Origin of the sequence: Bacillus sp. 5mfcol3.1, from assembly GCF_900114335.1 — a bacterium.
GTDB lineage: Bacteria > Bacillota > Bacilli > Bacillales > Bacillaceae_G > Bacillus_A > Bacillus_A thuringiensis_S.
Genome location: NZ_FOST01000002.1, coordinates 938,497 through 954,869 on the forward strand (window position 1 = coordinate 938,497; position 16,373 = coordinate 954,869).

Consider the following 16,373-nt stretch of genomic DNA (forward strand, 5'->3'; position numbering starts at 1 on the left):
GTAACGAAAAAATTGGGTTAAGGAATGTGAATGTATGAAGAAATTAAGTAAAGTAATGTCATTTTGTTTGGCCGCTAGTATGCTTGTTATAACGGGGTGTGAAACAAGTGAAAACAAAGTTCAAGTAAATGAAACGATTGAACAGCTTGATGAAGCGCCAGAAGTGACAGAAAAAGAAGCGAAAAAGATTGTAAGAAAGAGTGTAGATGGAATAGCAAATGCGTTTAGTGAGATGGAAAAAGAAAATGGATGGAGCCGAAATAATCCTGGGGATTTAGAGACAGCTAAAAAAGGAGTTAAAGGATTGGTTTCAGAAAAGTTTGTAGAGAATCAGCTTCCTGAATTGCTTGCTAACTTTAATAGATCGAGAGAGACTGATATGTTACCATTCCCAAATTATTTTCAAACTGAAATAAGATTTTCTTCTTCACAAGATAAAGAAAATTTAACGGTACATACATTAAGTTTAGAAGATGAAATAGGTAATGCGGCCCAAGATTGGGAATTTCATTTGGTGTATAAAGAAGGGGAATGGTTAATGGATAAATGGTCATTTGTTTTTCCTGAAGATTTAAAACTTACAAAAGAAGAAGCAAATAGAATTTTAAAAATGCCAGACGATAAGAATGTGTCATTTGTAAGTGAAGAAAATAGTGGCGATAAGAAATACATATTCAAAGATAGTAACGGATTAATTACTGTAAATGCGAAAACATCTCTTATTTCATACAATGTAGATAAAAATAGGTATGAAAAGGTAACGAAAGAAAGAAATATTCAAGAAACAGAACAAGTACAGAGAAAGGATTCGAGTGCGTATACAGGCTCAAAAGAAGAGAAACAATCGCAAAAAGAATCTTCTTCAAAGATAGATAGAGCAAATGTTTTAAGTGAATTAGCTGCTATAGATAAACAAGAAAAACATACGAATGCTATGTCAACCAATGATATAGTAAATGAAATAGAAGGAAATTATGAACTGTGGGATAATAAACTAAATGAAATTTACAGTACATTAAAAAGTACGATGTCACCTGATGCGTTTCAGTCGTTAAAAACGAAACAAATTGCGTGGGTTAAAGAAAAAGAAAGTAAAGTTAAAGCAATTGGTACTGATACAAATAATGGAACGATGAGGCGTATAGAAGCTTCAGAAGAGAAATATAAGATGACAAAAGCAAGATGTTATGAATTAGTAAATGGGTATATGAACTAGTGTGAACGAATATAAAAAATGCGTTGCTTATAAGCAACGCATTTTTGTATTTACGCTTTTAATTTCATTACAATATCAGCATCTGGTGTTACATATACGGTTTGCTGATTGTCGTACGTAACAAAACCAAGTTTTGCACCACTCGGTTTTTTCACATGGCGTATTTTAGTGAAATCAACAGGTACAGAGCTAGACTCTTTCGCTTTACTGTAATAAGCGGCAATTTTGGCAGCTTCTAGTAAAGTTTCTTCAGCAGGCTCTAAAGAACGAATGACAACGTGAGAGCCAGGTATGTCTTTCGTATGTAACCAAATTTCATCACGGCGGGCAAACTTCGTTGTTAAATAATCATTTTGTTTATTGTTTTTACCAACGAAAATCTCTGTGCCATCACTTGCTAAATATTTATCTAATACTGGCTTAGTAGGCTTTTTCTTTGCGTTTTTCGTTTTGCGATTGCGCACATAACCTTCTTCAGCTAATTCCTCACGAATTTCTTCAATATCTTTTGAAGAAGCAGCTTCCATTTGTTGAAGTAAGCTATCAAAATAAAGAATTTCTTCATTGGTTTTTTCGATTTGTTCTTCTACAACAACAACTGAATTTTTTGCTTTTTGATACTTTTGGAAATAGCGTTGTGCATTTTCAGATGGTGTTTTTAAAGGATCTAATGTGATTTTTACAGTTCCGCCATTTTCATCGTAATAATTAACGACCTCAATATCTTTATCGCCTTTTTTCAAAGCGTACATATTAGCTGTAAGTAGCTCTCCAAATAGTTGATATTTATCTGCTTTTCCAGCATCTTGCAGTGTTTTTTCGAGTTTAATGAGTTTTTTCTCGTTTTTATTTTTTTCATTTTGCATAAAGCGTTCTAAATCATGAGCTTGTTGTTTTACACGATCGCGCTCTGCTTTTCCGAAAAAGAAACGATCAAGCAATTCACTAACAGATGAGAACGTCTTATCTTCTCCTTGCAAGTGTGCAAGAGGGAAAAGATAAAAGAATTCTTTCCCATTTGAAGTAGTCATCGCTGGTGAATATGTATGAGTTAATAATGGTTTTTGTATGGAGAAAAATGCATCCGCTAATGCTTTTTCATTTACCATACCAGCTTTTTTCACTACTTCTTTTGCGAATAACGGGGATATTCCCGTAAAGGTGCCGACAAGCTGTTTATCCATGTTTCCAGATAGAAAGTCTAGTGGTCTAATAAATTCATCATTTGTTTCAATCTGAAGTGGGTTAATTTTATGTTGTGCTGGTGGTGCAATATATTCAGCTCCAGCGTATACAGTACGATGGCGGTTTACCGCTAAAGATATGTGTTTTAAGCTATCTAAAATAACGTTTGTTTTCGTATCTACTAAGATAATGTTACTATGTCGGCCCATTATTTCGATTACTAATGTTTTTAATGATTCGTCTCCAATTTCATTCCGACTGCGGACTGTAATTTGAATAATACGTTCTAAGTCAATTTGTTCAATTTTTTCAATAAACCCACCTTCTAAATGTTTACGAAGAAGCATACAAAACATTGGCGGTATTGCTGGTGAATCGTAGTTTTGATTCGTTAAGTGCAGACGCGCATATGTAGGGTGAGACGAAAGAATTAGTTTTTGGTTCTTTCCGTTTGCTCGAATATGTAATAAAATCTCATACTTTGAAGGTTGATATATTTTGGAAATTCTTCCTGTGTAAAGAGAATTTGCAATTTCATGTGTAATTGCTCTTGTAAATAATCCATCGAATGCCATAAATGAACACTCCTTTCTAACTAAAAGTTAATTATAGCATTTTTTTGGACGAGGCTGAATAAGCTTTCAATAGAGTATGTCTGGAATCAGGAGGTCGATGGCAGGATGAACTGGTATGGAATGCGGGCACATGAAGTGGAAGAAAGAACGAATACGAATGTAAAGGTTGGACTTACAGAGAAAGAAGCAGAAGGGCGCGTAAAGAAATTTGGTACTAATGAATTAGAAGAAGCAAAAAGGCCTTCTGCACTAATGGTATTTTTAGCACAGTTTAAAGATTTCATGGTACTCGTTTTGTTTGGAGCAACAATTGTTTCTGCGTTTTTAGGTGAATACATTGATTCTATTGCTATTGTTGCCATTGTTATTATCAATGGTATTCTCGGATTTTTTCAAGAAAGAAAAGCTGAAAAATCATTGGAAGCTTTAAAGGAACTAGCCGCTCCACAAGTTACTGTAATGCGGAATGGAAAGTGGGTAAAAGCACCATCTAAAGCACTTGTTTTAGGTGATATTATTAAGTTTTCCAGTGGTGATCGTATTGGGGCTGATGTGCGTCTTGTTGAAGCATCAAGTTTATATATTGAAGAGTCTGCTTTGACAGGGGAGTCCGTACCTGTACAAAAGAAGGTAGAAGCATTGCAAGGGCAAGATGTTGCAATTGGTGATCAAAAAAATATGGCTTTTATGGGGACAATGATTACGCGAGGATCTGGTACAGGAGTCGTTGTAGCAACTGGTATGAATACAGCGATGGGGCAAATTGCAAATATGTTACAAAATGCAGAGCAAATGGAAACACCACTGCAAAGAAGGTTAGAACAGCTCGGAAAAATATTAATTATTGTGGCTCTTATTTTGACAGCACTCGTTGTATTAGCTGGTGTGTATCAAGGGAATGAAGTATATCATATGTTTTTAGCTGGTGTGTCTCTGGCTGTTGCGGCTATTCCAGAAGGGTTGCCAGCAATTGTTACAGTAGCTTTATCACTTGGTGTACAGCGTATGATAAAAAAGAGAGCAATTGTACGAAAGTTACCAGCCGTAGAAACGTTAGGTTGTGCTTCCGTTATATGTTCTGATAAAACGGGAACAATGACGCAAAACAAAATGATGGTAACACATATGTGGTCAGGCGGAGAATTGTGGAAAGTGACAGGGCAAGGATATGAACCTAATGGCTCTTTTATGAAAGGTGAAAAAGAAGTGAATCCAGCTAAGACAAAAGCACTTTATCAGCTACTTACATTTGGTTCACTATGTAACAATGCAAATATTATTCAAAAGAAAAAGGCGTACGTATTAGATGGAGATCCAACAGAGGGAGCGCTTGTAGCTGCAGCAATGAAAGCTGGGATAACACGTGAGGCATTGAAAGGGAAATTTGAAGTTATTCGTGAATTTCCATTTGATTCAACTCGAAAAATGATGAGTGTTATTGTACGAGATCGAGAGGGGAAAAAGTTTATTGTTACGAAGGGAGCACCGGATGTTCTTTTACAAATGAGTCAAACGATTTTATGGGGGGATAAGCAACAGCCGTTAAGTGAGCTATATAGAAAAGAAGTACAGGCGGCTATTCATAGCTTAGGTAGTCAAGCGCTTCGAACAATTGCAGTTGCGTTTAAACCTTTAAAAATAACGGATTCTATTGAACATGAAAGAGACGTTGAAAAAGATTTTATGTTGGTTGGGATACAAGGTATGATTGACCCACCAAGACCAGAAGTGGCGCAGGCGGTAAAAGAGTGTAAAGAAGCTGGTATTCGAACAGTAATGATTACAGGTGATCATAAAGTGACAGCAATGGCGATTGCTGAACAATTAGGAGTTTTGCCACCAGATGGACGCGTTGTTGAAGGAGTAGAACTCGCGAATATGGATGTGGAGGAATTAGAAAATGTTGTAGAAGATACGTATGTATTCGCTCGTGTATCACCTGAACATAAATTAAAAATTGTTAAGGCACTGCAAAATCAAGGGCATATAGTAGCGATGACAGGTGATGGAGTGAACGATGCTCCAGCTATAAAAACAGCGGATATTGGGATAGCGATGGGGATTACAGGAACAGATGTTGCAAAAGAAGCCTCTTCACTTGTTTTACTAGACGATAATTTTGCTACAATTAAGTCAGCGATTAAAGAAGGAAGAAATATATACGAGAACATACGTAAGTTCATCCGATATTTATTAGCATCAAATGTTGGAGAAATTTTAGTTATGTTATTTGCGATGTTACTTGCATTACCCCTGCCGATGGTTCCTATTCAAATTTTATGGGTGAACTTAGTTACTGATGGTTTACCAGCGATGGCATTAGGTTTGGATAAGGCTGAAGGAGATGTGATGAAGAGAACGCCGCGCCACCCGAAAGAAGGGGTATTCGCTAGAGGGCTTGCGTGGAAAATAATAAGTCGAGGTTTTTTAATTGGGGCAGTGACGTTAGTAGCGTTTATTATTGCGTATAACCAACATCCAAATGAACTGAAATATGCACAAACTGTAGCGTTCGCGACGTTGGTACTTGCTCAGCTTATTCATGTATTTGATTGTCGTAGTGAGCATTCTGTCTTTCATCGTAATCCATTTGGGAACGTGTATTTAGTAGGGGCGGTTATCATTTCATTACTACTCATGCTAGTGGTGATATATTATCCACCGTTACAACCGATTTTTAGCACAATGCCGATACAAGCAAGAGATTGGTTATTAATTGGAGGTTTGTCATCAATTCCGACTTTCTTACTAGTAGGTTCTTTATTAACAGGGAAAAAGGCGAAAAAGAAAAAGCCAATGTTATATAAGAAGGGATTAAACTTGAAATAGTCAATGTTATGAAAATGTGATATAATTTACAGAAGGTAGTAGAGCCTTGTCTCTATTACCTTTTTCATTGAGTTATTTTATGGCTTGGATGTGATAAAAATGATTTCTAGTATGACAGGGTTTGGAAGATCGAAAGTAGAAAGTGATACTTTTCAAATTACAGTAGAAATGAAATCGGTGAACCACCGTTTTTTAGAGATGAGTATTCGACTTCCTAAGCAAATGATGGTATTTGAGGACAAAATTCGTAAAATAATTGCACAGCAAGTTCGACGTGGACGCATTGAAGTGTCTATTAGTATAGCAGGTGAAGGACTTGTTGAAAGAAAATTAAGTGTGAATTGGTCACTTCTTGAGCAGTACCAATCGATGATGGAAGATATAAAAGGAAAGTTTCAATTACAAGATTCTATTACACTCGAGCAATTAATGGCAATGCCAGAAGTAACAGCAATTGAAGAAATAGAAAATGTAAATGAACATTTTGAGAACAGTTTATATGAGGCTGTTCGTCAAGCTGCTCATATGTTGAAAACGATGAGAGATGACGAAGGAGAACGATTACATAAAGATATAGCGTATCGTTTACAAGAGATTAGCAATTGTGTAAATGCAATTATTCCACATGCACCAATTGTTACACAAAAATATCGTGAACGATTAGAAAATCGCTTAAAAGAATTACATAATCAAGAGTTAGATGAACAAAGATTGCTAACAGAAGTCGCAATCTTTGCAGAGCGTTGTGATATTCATGAAGAGTTAGTTCGTTTGCAAAGTCATTTAGAGCAATTTCGTGAAACATTGCAGATTGAAGAGCCTGTTGGAAGGAAAATGGATTTCATCGTGCAAGAGATGCATAGAGAAATTAATACGATTGGTTCTAAGGCAAATGACTTAACAATTTCAAAATATGTTGTAGAAATGAAAAATAACCTTGAAAAAATTCGTGAACAAGTACAAAATATTGAGTAGCTTTCAAAAAATATATAAAGTTATACGTGGTGGAGAAATCGGATAGACTTACTAGGAGGCGCAAACTATGGCCATGCGGTTTTTAAATATTGGATACGGAAATATTGTATCTGCTCATCGAATTATTGCTATTGTAAGTCCGGAGTCAGCTCCTATTAAACGAACAGTACAAGAAGCACGCGAACATAATGCTTTGCTTGATGCTACGTATGGGAGAAAAACAAGGGCGGTTATTGTTATGGATGATGGGCATGTTGTATTAAGTCCAATTCAACCAGAGACGATTGCACATCGTTTGAATAATAAAGAAGATTTAAGTGAGGAAGGGTAGGTTTTACATATTTATGAGAAGTAGAAGAGGATTGCTCATCGTTCTTTCAGGGCCTTCTGGGGTTGGAAAAGGAACGGTTCGTAAAGAGCTGTTTAGCCATGAGGATACACGTTTTCAGTACTCTATTTCAGTAACGACACGTAAGCCGCGTGAAGGTGAAGTAGATGGTGTGGATTATTTCTTTAAAGAAAGAGAAGAATTTGAGGAAATGATTCGTAATGAAAGATTACTTGAGTGGGCTGAGTTCGTAGGTAATTATTACGGAACACCAATTGACTATGTTGAAAAAACATTACAAGAAGGAAAAGATGTATTCTTAGAAATTGAAGTGCAAGGAGCAATTCAAGTTAAGAAAGCTTTCCCAGAAGGTGTATTTATTTTCTTAGCACCTCCAAGTTTATCTGAACTAAAGAGCCGTATTGTCGGACGTGGTACAGAGACTGAAGATGTTATTGAAAATCGTTTAACTGTAGCGAAAGAAGAAATCGAGATGATGGACGCTTACGACTATGTAGTAGAAAACGATCAAGTTGAATTAGCTTGTGATAGAATTAAAGCGATTGTGGTTGGCGAACATTGCCGCCGCGAAAGGGTAGCAAAATATTATAAAGAAATGACGGAGGGTCTATAATTATGTTAAATCCATCAATTGACTCATTACTACAAAAAATCGATTCTAAGTACACATTAGTAACAGTGGCTGCAAAACGCGCACGTGAAATGCAACTTGCTAATAACTGTGTTGTAGAGCAACCTGTTTCTCATAAATGTGTAGGTAAAGCATTAGAAGAAATCGATGCAGAAGCATTAAGCTACGTACCAAGTGAAGATAAAGTAGCTGAATAAGCCTTTGCCTTCGACAAAATAAAACATAGACTTTATAATTTTCTATGTAACGGTAACAACCTATTTACAAGTAGGTTGTTATTTTTTTACGAAAGGAATGAAATATTGGTACTGACGAGCTGGGAATTCTATTTCAGTATTATAAGTTTGAAAAAGAAAGAGGACGAGTCATATGCTAAAAGGGAAAAAGATACTTCTATGTGTAACAGGAGGCATTGCGGTTTTTAAAGCAGCTGCGTTAACGAGTAAATTGACACAATCTGGCGCGATTGTAAAAGTAATGATGAGTGAGTCGGCAATGAAGTTTGTTACGCCTCTTACATTCCAAGCGCTTTCTCGCCATGATGTATATACGGATACGTTTGATGAGAAAGACTCGGCTGTTATTGCTCATATTGATTTAGCAGATTGGGCGGATGTTGTACTTGTCGCACCTGCTACTGCCAATTGTATTGGAAAGTTAGCTGGTGGTATTGCAGATGATATGATTACAACTACTCTGTTAGCTACTACAGCCCCGGTATGGATTGCGCCTGCTATGAATGTGCATATGTATGAAAATAAAATTGTTCAAAAAAATATGATGACATTGAAAACGCTAGGATATACATTTATTGAGCCTGGGGAAGGCTTTTTAGCATGTGGATATGTAGCGAAGGGACGACTAGAAGAACCTGAAGCGATTATTGCACGGTTAGAGGAAGCTTTCTCAGAACACAAACCATTGCAGGGAAAAAGAATATTAATAACTGCTGGCCCAACACGTGAAAAAGTTGATCCAGTTCGTTTTATGACGAATTTTTCTTCTGGAAAAATGGGGTATGCGATTGCAGAAGTGGCGGCGAATTTAGGCGCTGATGTTATACTCGTTTCAGGACCGACAGCATTAAATCCACCGTTACATGTAACGACAGTGCAAGTGGAATCTGCACAAGATATGTTAGAAGCAGTTCTTCAACATTATCAAAACGTAGACGTTGTCATTAAAACAGCAGCAGTTGCAGATTATCGTCCGAAATATGTTCATGATAATAAAATGAAAAAGCAAAATGGTGATGCTGTCATTGAACTCGAAAGAACGGTGGATATTTTAAAAACGTTAGGTCAGAAAAAGGATAAACAGTTACTTATCGGTTTTGCTGCTGAAACGACAAATGTAGAGGAATATGCAACGAAAAAACTACGTGAGAAAAATGCAGATATGATTGTCGCGAATGATGTAAAAGCGCAAGGAGCTGGATTTGGCACGGATACGAATATTGTAACAATGTATAGAAAAGATGGAAAAGTTATTGAGTTACCACTTTTACTGAAAAAAGAGGTAGCTCGTGAAATATTAAAGCAAATTGAAATGATGTTAGAAGATGATCGTTTATGAAATTTGCAAGTGTAATTGTTGATGTACCTGCCCGTCAGACAGATCGACCATTTGATTACATTATCCCTGAAAAATGGGAAGATATTGTACAGACAGGAATGCGTGTAGTAGTTCCGTTTGGGCCAAGGAAATTACAAGGTTTTATTATTGGGATTAAAGATTCGGTGGATGTAGAAAGTAAGAAGTTAAAGACAATCCATGAAATATTAGATGTAACACCGGTTTTAAATGATGAATTATTAAAGCTTGGATATTGGCTTACAAGTGAAACGTTATGCTACATGATTTCAGCTTTTCAAGTGATGCTTCCAACTGCGATAAAAGCAACGTATAAAAAACGTCTACAACTTTGTAAACAGGAAGAAATAGCATCTGAAATACTATATTTATTTCAGGATAAAGAAGCAATTGATTTTGAAGTAATCGAGCAGCAGCCACATTTATACCGGACTATTCAACAAGAAATTAAAAATGGTACGGTTGAAGTCGTTTATCAAGTGAAAGATAAAGTACAAAAGAAGAAGCAAAGAGTTGTTCAGCCGGAGTTGCCAGAAGATAAATTGGAATTAGCGGCATTTGAACTGAAAAGTAAAAAACAACAAGATGTACTTTATTATTTTGTGGAAAATTATAAAAGTGTACCGTTGAAAATAATTACAGAAGAGTTACAAATAACAGATGCTCCAATAAAAGCACTTGTTAAAAAGGGCTTCATTTCAGAAAAGTATGTGGAAGTATACCGAAATCCGTATGACGATGATGATTTTGAACAAACGAAACCATTTCCACTTACGGAGGAACAAAAACAAGTTATTACACCGATTTTATCATCAATTACAAATGAAACTTATAATCCATTTTTACTATATGGTGTTACAGGAAGTGGAAAGACAGAAGTATATTTACAATCTATAGCAGCAGTGCTTGAGAAAGGAAAAGAAGCTATCGTTCTTGTTCCTGAAATTGCACTAACGCCCCAAATGGTGGATCGTTTTAAAGGTAGGTTTGGCTCGCAAGTTGCAGTTCTTCATAGTGCGTTGTCTGTTGGAGAAAAGTATGACGAGTGGCGTAAGATTTTAAGAAAAGAAGTGAAAGTTGTAGTTGGTGCGCGTTCAGCCGTTTTTGCGCCTTTTGAGAATTTAGGGATTATTATTATTGATGAAGAGCATGAATCAAGTTACAAACAAGAAGATAATCCGAGGTATCATGCAAGAGATGTAGCTGTCTGGAGAGGGCAATATCATAAATGTCCTATCGTTCTTGGTAGTGCGACACCAACACTTGAATCGTTTGCAAGGGCGAAAAAAGGTGTTTATAAACTACTAACAATGGAAAGACGTATGAATGAACAAGCTTTACCAACGGTAGAGATTGTTGACATGCGAGAAGAACTTCGTGACGGGAATCGATCAATGTTTTCTAAGGCGCTGCATGAAAAAATAGCAGATCGATTAGAAAAGAAAGAACAAATGGTACTCTTTTTAAATAGAAGAGGTCATTCTACATTTGTTATGTGCCGTGATTGTGGGTATGTTGTACAATGTCCGCATTGTGATATTTCATTGACATATCATAAAATGAATCATCGTTTAAAATGTCATTATTGTAGTTACGAAGAGAATATGCCAACTGAGTGTCCAGCTTGTCAAAGTACATACATTCGTTTCTTTGGTACAGGTACACAAAAGGTAGAAGAAGAAATTACAAAACTATTTCCAGAGGCGCGAGTCATTCGAATGGATGTAGATACGACAAGTCGAAAAGGAATGCATGAAAAATTATTAAAGGCGTTTGGGGAAGAAAAAGCAGATATACTACTTGGAACACAAATGATTGCTAAAGGATTAGATTTTCCGAAAGTAACTCTTGTTGGGGTTTTAACTGCAGATACGATGCTTCACTTACCTGATTTTCGGGCAAGTGAAAAGACATATCAGTTATTGACGCAAGTAAGTGGACGAGCGGGTAGACATGAATTGCCAGGGGAAGTTGTGATTCAAACATATACGCCAGAACATTACAGTATAGAGTTAGCGAAGAACCAACAATATGATGTGTTTTTTGACCAAGAAATGCAAATGAGGCGAACAAGACAATATCCCCCATATTACTATGTTGTACTTGTAACTGTATCTCATCCTGAATTATTAAAAGCGGTGCAAGTGACGGAAAAAATTGCCTCGTATTTACGAACGCATTGCTCACAGCAAACAATGGTGTTAGGACCAGTTGCTTCAGCAATTCCAAGGATAAAAGATAGATATCGTTATCAATGCATGATAAAATACAAACGGGAACCAAACTTAAAGAACGTGCTCAAAATGGTAAATGAACATTATCAAGCAGAAATGCAAAAAGAGCTACAAATCTCAATTGATTTTAATCCAACAATGTTAATGTAGCGGAGGGAAATATGGCAGTTTTAGAAATAATCAAGCATCCAAATGAAGTGTTAGAAACACCATGCGAAAGAGTAATTAACTTTGATAAAAAGTTAGTGAAATTGTTGAAAGATATGCATGAAACAATGTTAATTGCGGACGGAGTCGGTTTAGCTGCGCCTCAAGTAGGTGTAAGCTTGCAAGTAGCGGTTGTTGATGTCGATGATGATACTGGGAAAATCGAGTTAATCAATCCATCAATATTAGAAAAACGTGGTGAACAAGTAGGTCCCGAAGGCTGTTTAAGCTTCCCGGGACTTTATGGTGAAGTAGAACGTGCCGATTATATTAAAGTAAGAGCGCAAAATCGCCGTGGGAAAGTATTTTTATTAGAAGCGGAAGGATTTTTAGCGCGTGCAATTCAACATGAAATCGATCATTTACACGGTGTTTTATTTACATCGAAAGTGACAAGATATTATGAAGAAAACGAACTAGAATAGGTGTTAAAAGGAGCGGTTTTTAAATGATAAAAGTAGTGTTTATGGGAACACCGGACTTTTCAGTGCCGGTGCTTCGTCGTCTTATTGAAGATGGCTATGAGGTAGTAGGTGTTGTGACGCAACCTGATCGTCCAGTAGGTAGAAAAAAAGTATTAACACCTACACCTGTTAAAGTTGAAGCGGAAAAACATGGTATCCCTGTGTTACAGCCGTTAAAAATTCGTGAAAAAGATGAATATGAAAAAGTATTGGCATTAGAGCCAGATTTAATTGTAACAGCTGCATTTGGTCAGATTGTACCAAATGAAATTTTAGAAGCACCGAAGTATGGATGTATTAATGTCCACGCTTCTTTACTTCCTGAACTTCGTGGTGGTGCACCAATTCATTATGCAATTATGGAAGGTAAAGAAAAAACTGGTATTACAATTATGTATATGGTAGAAAAATTGGATGCTGGTGATATCTTAACGCAAGTGGAAGTGGAAATTGAAGAGCGTGAAACGACAGGCTCATTATTTGATAAATTAAGTGAAGCTGGAGCACACCTTCTATCTAAAACAGTACCTTTATTAATTCAAGGTAAGTTAGAACCGATTAAACAAAACGAAGAAGAAGTAACGTTTGCTTACAATATAAAACGTGAACAAGAGAAAATTGATTGGACAAAAACAGGTGAGGAAGTATACAATCACATTCGCGGATTGAATCCATGGCCAGTTGCTTATACAACTTTAGCAGGACAAGTTGTTAAAGTATGGTGGGGAGAAAAAGTGCCTGTAACTGAACCGGCTGAAGCAGGTACGATTGTTGCAATCGAAGAAGATGGTTTTGTTGTAGCAACTAGTAATGAAACAGGTATTAAAATTACTGAATTGCAACCTTCTGGTAAAAAGCGTATGAGTTGTTCACAATTTTTACGTGGAACAAAACCTGAAATTGGAACGAAGTTAGGAGAAAATGCATGAGACAAAATGTTCGTGAATTAGCTCTTGATGGTTTAATTCAAGTGGAAAAAAGTGGTGCATATAGCAACTTACTTTTAAATAATCTAATTGAAAAAAGTGCAATTGATAGAAAAGATATTGGTTTATTAACTGAAATTGTATATGGAACGATTCAACGTCGTGACACATTAGATTATTATTTACAGCCTTTTTTAAAAAAGAAGGTTGAGGCGTGGGTAAGGGTATTGCTTCGCTTATCTTTATATCAAATGATTTATTTAGACCGAGTGCCAGAAAGAGCGGCTATTCATGAAGCGGTTGAGATTGCAAAGCGTCGCGGGCATAAAGGAATTGCTGGTATGGTGAACGGTGTATTACGTTCGATTCAGAGAGAAGGTGTACCTTCTGTAGATGAAATCAAGGATCCAGTAGAACGTCTTGCAATTGCGACGAGTCATCCAGTTTGGCTTGTACAAGAGTGGACTTCTGCATATGGCTTAGAAACTGCAGAGAAAATGTGCGAAGTAAACATGTTACCACCTGTACCAACAGCACGTGTGAATGTTGATAAGGTAATGGTAGAAGAAGCGATTGAGTTGTTGGCAAGTGAAGGTATAGAAGCAAAACGTGGTGACTTGTCAGATGATGCAATTCAGATTGAAAGAGGAAATGTAGCGCATACAGAAGCGTTTAAAAAAGGATTTCTTTCTATTCAAGATGAAAGTTCTATGCTTGTAGCACGCGCTTTAGAACCGAATACGGGAGATGCAGTTCTTGATAGTTGTGCTGCTCCAGGCGGAAAAACAACGCATATCGCGGAACGATTAAAGGGAACTGGTAAGGTCATGTCCCTTGATTTACATGCACACAAAGTACGTTTAATTAAACAGCAAGCAGAGCGACTTGGTCTAGAAAATGTTGAAACAAAAGCGCTAGATGCTAGAAAAGTGCAAGAGCACTTTGCAAATGAAACGTTTGATAAAATATTGGTAGATGCACCGTGTTCTGGATTTGGTGTAATTAGACGTAAGCCTGATATTAAGTTAGGAAAAGATAAAGGCGATAGTGAAAGATTATCGACGATTCAACTTGCGATACTAGAAAAAATAGCACCATTATTAAAACAAGGCGGTCGTCTTGTTTATAGTACGTGCACAATTGAGAAAATAGAAAATGAACAAGTAATAGATAAATTTTTAAAAGAACATCCTGAATTTGAATGGGATACTACGATAAAAGAACGTATGCCAGAAAAATTAAGTCCGTATATTAATGAAGGTCAAGTACAAATTTTACCGCATTATTTTGCAACGGATGGCTTTTATATTGCTTGTTTAAGGAAGAAGGTGTAGCATCATGGAAACAACTGTAAGAAAACAAAAGAAAAATGTAGAAACGAAGAAACCATCAATTTACTCTTTACAACTTCATGAAATGCAAGATTGGTTAAAGGAACAAGGAGAACCGAAGTTCCGCGCTGGACAAATTTTTGACTGGCTATATAAAAAACGTGTAAAAAATTATGAGGATATGTCAAACCTTTCTAAAGGATTGCGTGATAAATTGTCGAATTCCTTTGATATTACTACTTTAAACACGTTAGTAAAACAAACGTCTTCAGATGGAACGATTAAATTCTTATTCCAATTATATGACGGATATTCTATTGAAACGGTATTAATGCGACATGAATATGGAAATTCCATTTGTGTAACAACGCAAGTTGGTTGTCGTATTGGATGTACGTTCTGTGCTTCGACACTTGGTGGACTAAAACGAAACCTAGAAGCTGGAGAAATCGTAGCGCAAGTAGTAGAAGTTCAGCGTGCGCTTGATGAAACAGAAGAACGTGTAAGTTCTCTTGTTGTTATGGGAATTGGAGAACCATTTGATAACTACGATAATTTAATGGGATTCTTACGCATCACTAACCATGAAAAAGGACTTCATATTGGTGCTAGACATATGACTGTTTCGACGAGTGGAATTATCCCGAAAATTTATAAGTTTGCTGAAGAAGAACTACAAATTAATTTTGCGATTTCATTGCATGCTCCAAACTCAGAATTACGTTCAAAATTAATGCCGATTAACCGTGCTTATAAATTACCGGATTTAATGGAAGCTATTAAATACTATGTAAATAGAACAGGGCGCCGTATTACTTTTGAATATGGATTATTTGGAGGAGAAAATGACCAAGTTGAGCACGCTGAAGAGCTTGCTGCGCTCTTAAAAGGTGTAAAATGTCATGTAAACTTAATCCCGGTAAACTACGTACCTGAACGTGATTATGTACGTACACCACGTGAGCAAATTTTCTTGTTCGAGAAAACGTTAAAAGATCGTGGAGTGAATGTAACGATTCGCCGTGAACAAGGTCATGATATTGACGCAGCCTGCGGTCAGTTGCGTGCGAAGGAGCGCAAAGAAGAGACGAGGTGACGAGATGAAAGCCGTATTTCTATCGGATAAAGGAAAAGTTCGTCAACATAATGAAGATAGTGCAGGAGTTTTTCACAATTTAGATGGAAATGTTTTAGCGGTAGTAGCAGATGGAATGGGAGGTCATCGAGCTGGTGATGTAGCTAGCTCGATGGCCATTCAATTATTCCATGATTATTGGAAGCAAACGCATAATATGAATGAACCGAAAAAAGTAGAACAATGGTTACATACTAGTGTTGGGATTATTAATGAGCGCATATATGAATACGCTCAGCAAAATGTAGAATGTAATGGTATGGGAACAACGCTTATAATAGCTGTTTGTACACCAAGTTTTGTGACGATAGGGCATATAGGAGATAGTCGTTGCTATATGGTATCAGAAGGAGAAATGACGCTTGTAACGGAAGATCATTCGCTTGTAAATGAGCTTGTGAGACATGGTGAAATTTCAAAGGAAGATGCAGAGTATCATCCGAAAAAGAATGTGTTATTAAGAGCGCTAGGAACAGAAGAAAAAGTTGGATTAGATGTTAAAACGTTGGTGCTTGAGGAAGATGATCAATTACTTCTTTGCTCTGATGGGTTATCAAACAAAGTTTCTATTGATGATATGCAACAAATTTTACAGTTAAATGAACAGCTTGAAGGTAAAGGGCAGCGTCTCATTCAATTGGCGAATGATCGCGGTGGAGAAGATAATATCACACTTGTTCTTATTGATTATGCGGGTTCGACAAACGAAAGTAGGTGAAGTGC

14 protein-coding genes are annotated in these 16,373 nt (G+C 36.7%); 13 read left to right on the forward strand and 1 reads right to left on the reverse strand.

Annotated features, from left to right (window positions below; genetic code table 11):
* Positions 1-34: 34 nt before the first annotated feature.
* Positions 35-1,216 (forward strand): lysozyme inhibitor LprI family protein, encoded by a 1,182-nt coding sequence (locus BM089_RS14375; RefSeq protein WP_090977184.1) that lies wholly within the window; start codon positions 35-37, stop codon positions 1,214-1,216.
* Between the two features lie 50 nt (positions 1,217-1,266).
* Here BM089_RS14375 and BM089_RS14380 read toward each other — a convergent pair whose 3' ends face one another.
* Positions 1,267-2,976, reverse strand: coding sequence for an Rqc2 family fibronectin-binding protein (locus BM089_RS14380; protein WP_000863271.1), 1,710 nt, complete (start codon positions 2,974-2,976; stop codon positions 1,267-1,269).
* Between the two features lie 105 nt (positions 2,977-3,081).
* Here BM089_RS14380 and BM089_RS14385 point away from each other — a divergent pair, with 105 nt between their 5' ends.
* From BM089_RS14385 to BM089_RS14440, 12 genes are all read left to right on the forward strand, one after another.
* Entirely contained in the window at positions 3,082-5,805 is a 2,724-nt protein-coding gene (locus BM089_RS14385) for a calcium-translocating P-type ATPase, SERCA-type (protein ID WP_001104774.1), read from the forward strand.
* 99 nt (positions 5,806-5,904) lie between these two features.
* The gene (locus BM089_RS14390) at positions 5,905-6,780 is read left to right on the forward strand and encodes a YicC/YloC family endoribonuclease (RefSeq protein WP_000625865.1); all 876 of its coding nucleotides are present in this window, start codon (positions 5,905-5,907) and stop codon (positions 6,778-6,780) included.
* Between the two features lie 67 nt (positions 6,781-6,847).
* The gene (locus tag BM089_RS14395) at positions 6,848-7,111 is read left to right on the forward strand and encodes an extracellular matrix/biofilm regulator RemA (protein ID WP_001251456.1); all 264 of its coding nucleotides are present in this window, start codon (positions 6,848-6,850) and stop codon (positions 7,109-7,111) included.
* A 13-nt stretch (positions 7,112-7,124) separates the two neighbouring features.
* Positions 7,125-7,742, forward strand: a complete 618-nt coding sequence (gene gmk / locus BM089_RS14400) for a guanylate kinase (RefSeq protein WP_001257742.1) — start codon at positions 7,125-7,127, stop codon at positions 7,740-7,742.
* A gap of 2 nt (positions 7,743-7,744) precedes the next feature.
* Positions 7,745-7,957 (forward strand): DNA-directed RNA polymerase subunit omega, encoded by a 213-nt coding sequence (rpoZ, locus tag BM089_RS14405; protein ID WP_000933961.1) that lies wholly within the window; start codon positions 7,745-7,747, stop codon positions 7,955-7,957.
* 172 nt (positions 7,958-8,129) lie between these two features.
* Positions 8,130-9,335: a bifunctional phosphopantothenoylcysteine decarboxylase/phosphopantothenate--cysteine ligase CoaBC gene (gene coaBC / locus BM089_RS14410; protein WP_000911748.1), complete on the forward strand. Its 1,206-nt coding sequence runs from the start codon at positions 8,130-8,132 to the stop codon at positions 9,333-9,335.
* Positions 9,332-11,737 carry a primosomal protein N' gene (gene priA / locus BM089_RS14415; RefSeq protein WP_090977185.1) on the forward strand — a complete coding sequence of 802 codons (2,406 nt, stop codon included), beginning with the start codon at positions 9,332-9,334 and terminating at the stop codon, positions 11,735-11,737. The genes coaBC and priA overlap by 4 nt, the downstream gene beginning before the upstream one ends.
* 11 nt (positions 11,738-11,748) lie before the next feature.
* Positions 11,749-12,219, forward strand: a complete 471-nt coding sequence (gene def, locus BM089_RS14420; protein ID WP_000279455.1) for a peptide deformylase — start codon at positions 11,749-11,751, stop codon at positions 12,217-12,219.
* Between the two features lie 23 nt (positions 12,220-12,242).
* On the forward strand, positions 12,243-13,187 hold the full coding sequence (gene fmt / locus BM089_RS14425) for a methionyl-tRNA formyltransferase (RefSeq protein ID WP_090977186.1): 945 nt from the start codon (positions 12,243-12,245) through the stop codon (positions 13,185-13,187).
* Complete coding sequence (gene rsmB / locus BM089_RS14430; RefSeq protein WP_090977187.1) at positions 13,184-14,518, forward strand: 16S rRNA (cytosine(967)-C(5))-methyltransferase RsmB; 1,335 nt, start codon at positions 13,184-13,186, stop codon at positions 14,516-14,518. Before fmt ends, rsmB begins: the two co-directional genes overlap by 4 nt.
* Positions 14,519-14,522: 4 nt before the next feature.
* A complete protein-coding gene (gene rlmN / locus BM089_RS14435; RefSeq protein WP_000450550.1) occupies positions 14,523-15,611 on the forward strand; it encodes a dual-specificity RNA methyltransferase RlmN in 1,089 nt (362 codons plus the stop codon).
* Between the two features lie 4 nt (positions 15,612-15,615).
* Positions 15,616-16,368, forward strand: coding sequence for a Stp1/IreP family PP2C-type Ser/Thr phosphatase (locus tag BM089_RS14440; RefSeq protein WP_000648708.1), 753 nt, complete (start codon positions 15,616-15,618; stop codon positions 16,366-16,368).
* Positions 16,369-16,373 lie beyond the last annotated feature (5 nt).

Excerpts from the sequence above, each read along its gene's own strand:
- BM089_RS14375 (WP_090977184.1), top strand. The coding sequence starts at position 35 with ATGAAGAAATTAAGTAAAGTAATGTCATTTTGTTTGGCCGCTAGTATG.
- BM089_RS14380 (WP_000863271.1), bottom strand. The coding sequence starts at position 2,976 with ATGGCATTCGATGGATTATTTACAAGAGCAATTACACATGAAATTGCA.
- BM089_RS14385 (WP_001104774.1), top strand. The coding sequence starts at position 3,082 with ATGAACTGGTATGGAATGCGGGCACATGAAGTGGAAGAAAGAACGAAT.
- BM089_RS14390 (WP_000625865.1), top strand. The coding sequence starts at position 5,905 with ATGATTTCTAGTATGACAGGGTTTGGAAGATCGAAAGTAGAAAGTGAT.
- BM089_RS14395 (WP_001251456.1), top strand. The coding sequence starts at position 6,848 with ATGGCCATGCGGTTTTTAAATATTGGATACGGAAATATTGTATCTGCT.
- gmk (WP_001257742.1), top strand. The coding sequence starts at position 7,125 with ATGAGAAGTAGAAGAGGATTGCTCATCGTTCTTTCAGGGCCTTCTGGG.
- rpoZ (WP_000933961.1), top strand. The coding sequence starts at position 7,745 with ATGTTAAATCCATCAATTGACTCATTACTACAAAAAATCGATTCTAAG.
- coaBC (WP_000911748.1), top strand. The coding sequence starts at position 8,130 with ATGCTAAAAGGGAAAAAGATACTTCTATGTGTAACAGGAGGCATTGCG.
- priA (WP_090977185.1), top strand. The coding sequence starts at position 9,332 with ATGAAATTTGCAAGTGTAATTGTTGATGTACCTGCCCGTCAGACAGAT.
- def (WP_000279455.1), top strand. The coding sequence starts at position 11,749 with ATGGCAGTTTTAGAAATAATCAAGCATCCAAATGAAGTGTTAGAAACA.
- fmt (WP_090977186.1), top strand. The coding sequence starts at position 12,243 with ATGATAAAAGTAGTGTTTATGGGAACACCGGACTTTTCAGTGCCGGTG.
- rsmB (WP_090977187.1), top strand. The coding sequence starts at position 13,184 with ATGAGACAAAATGTTCGTGAATTAGCTCTTGATGGTTTAATTCAAGTG.
- rlmN (WP_000450550.1), top strand. The coding sequence starts at position 14,523 with ATGGAAACAACTGTAAGAAAACAAAAGAAAAATGTAGAAACGAAGAAA.
- BM089_RS14440 (WP_000648708.1), top strand. The coding sequence starts at position 15,616 with ATGAAAGCCGTATTTCTATCGGATAAAGGAAAAGTTCGTCAACATAAT.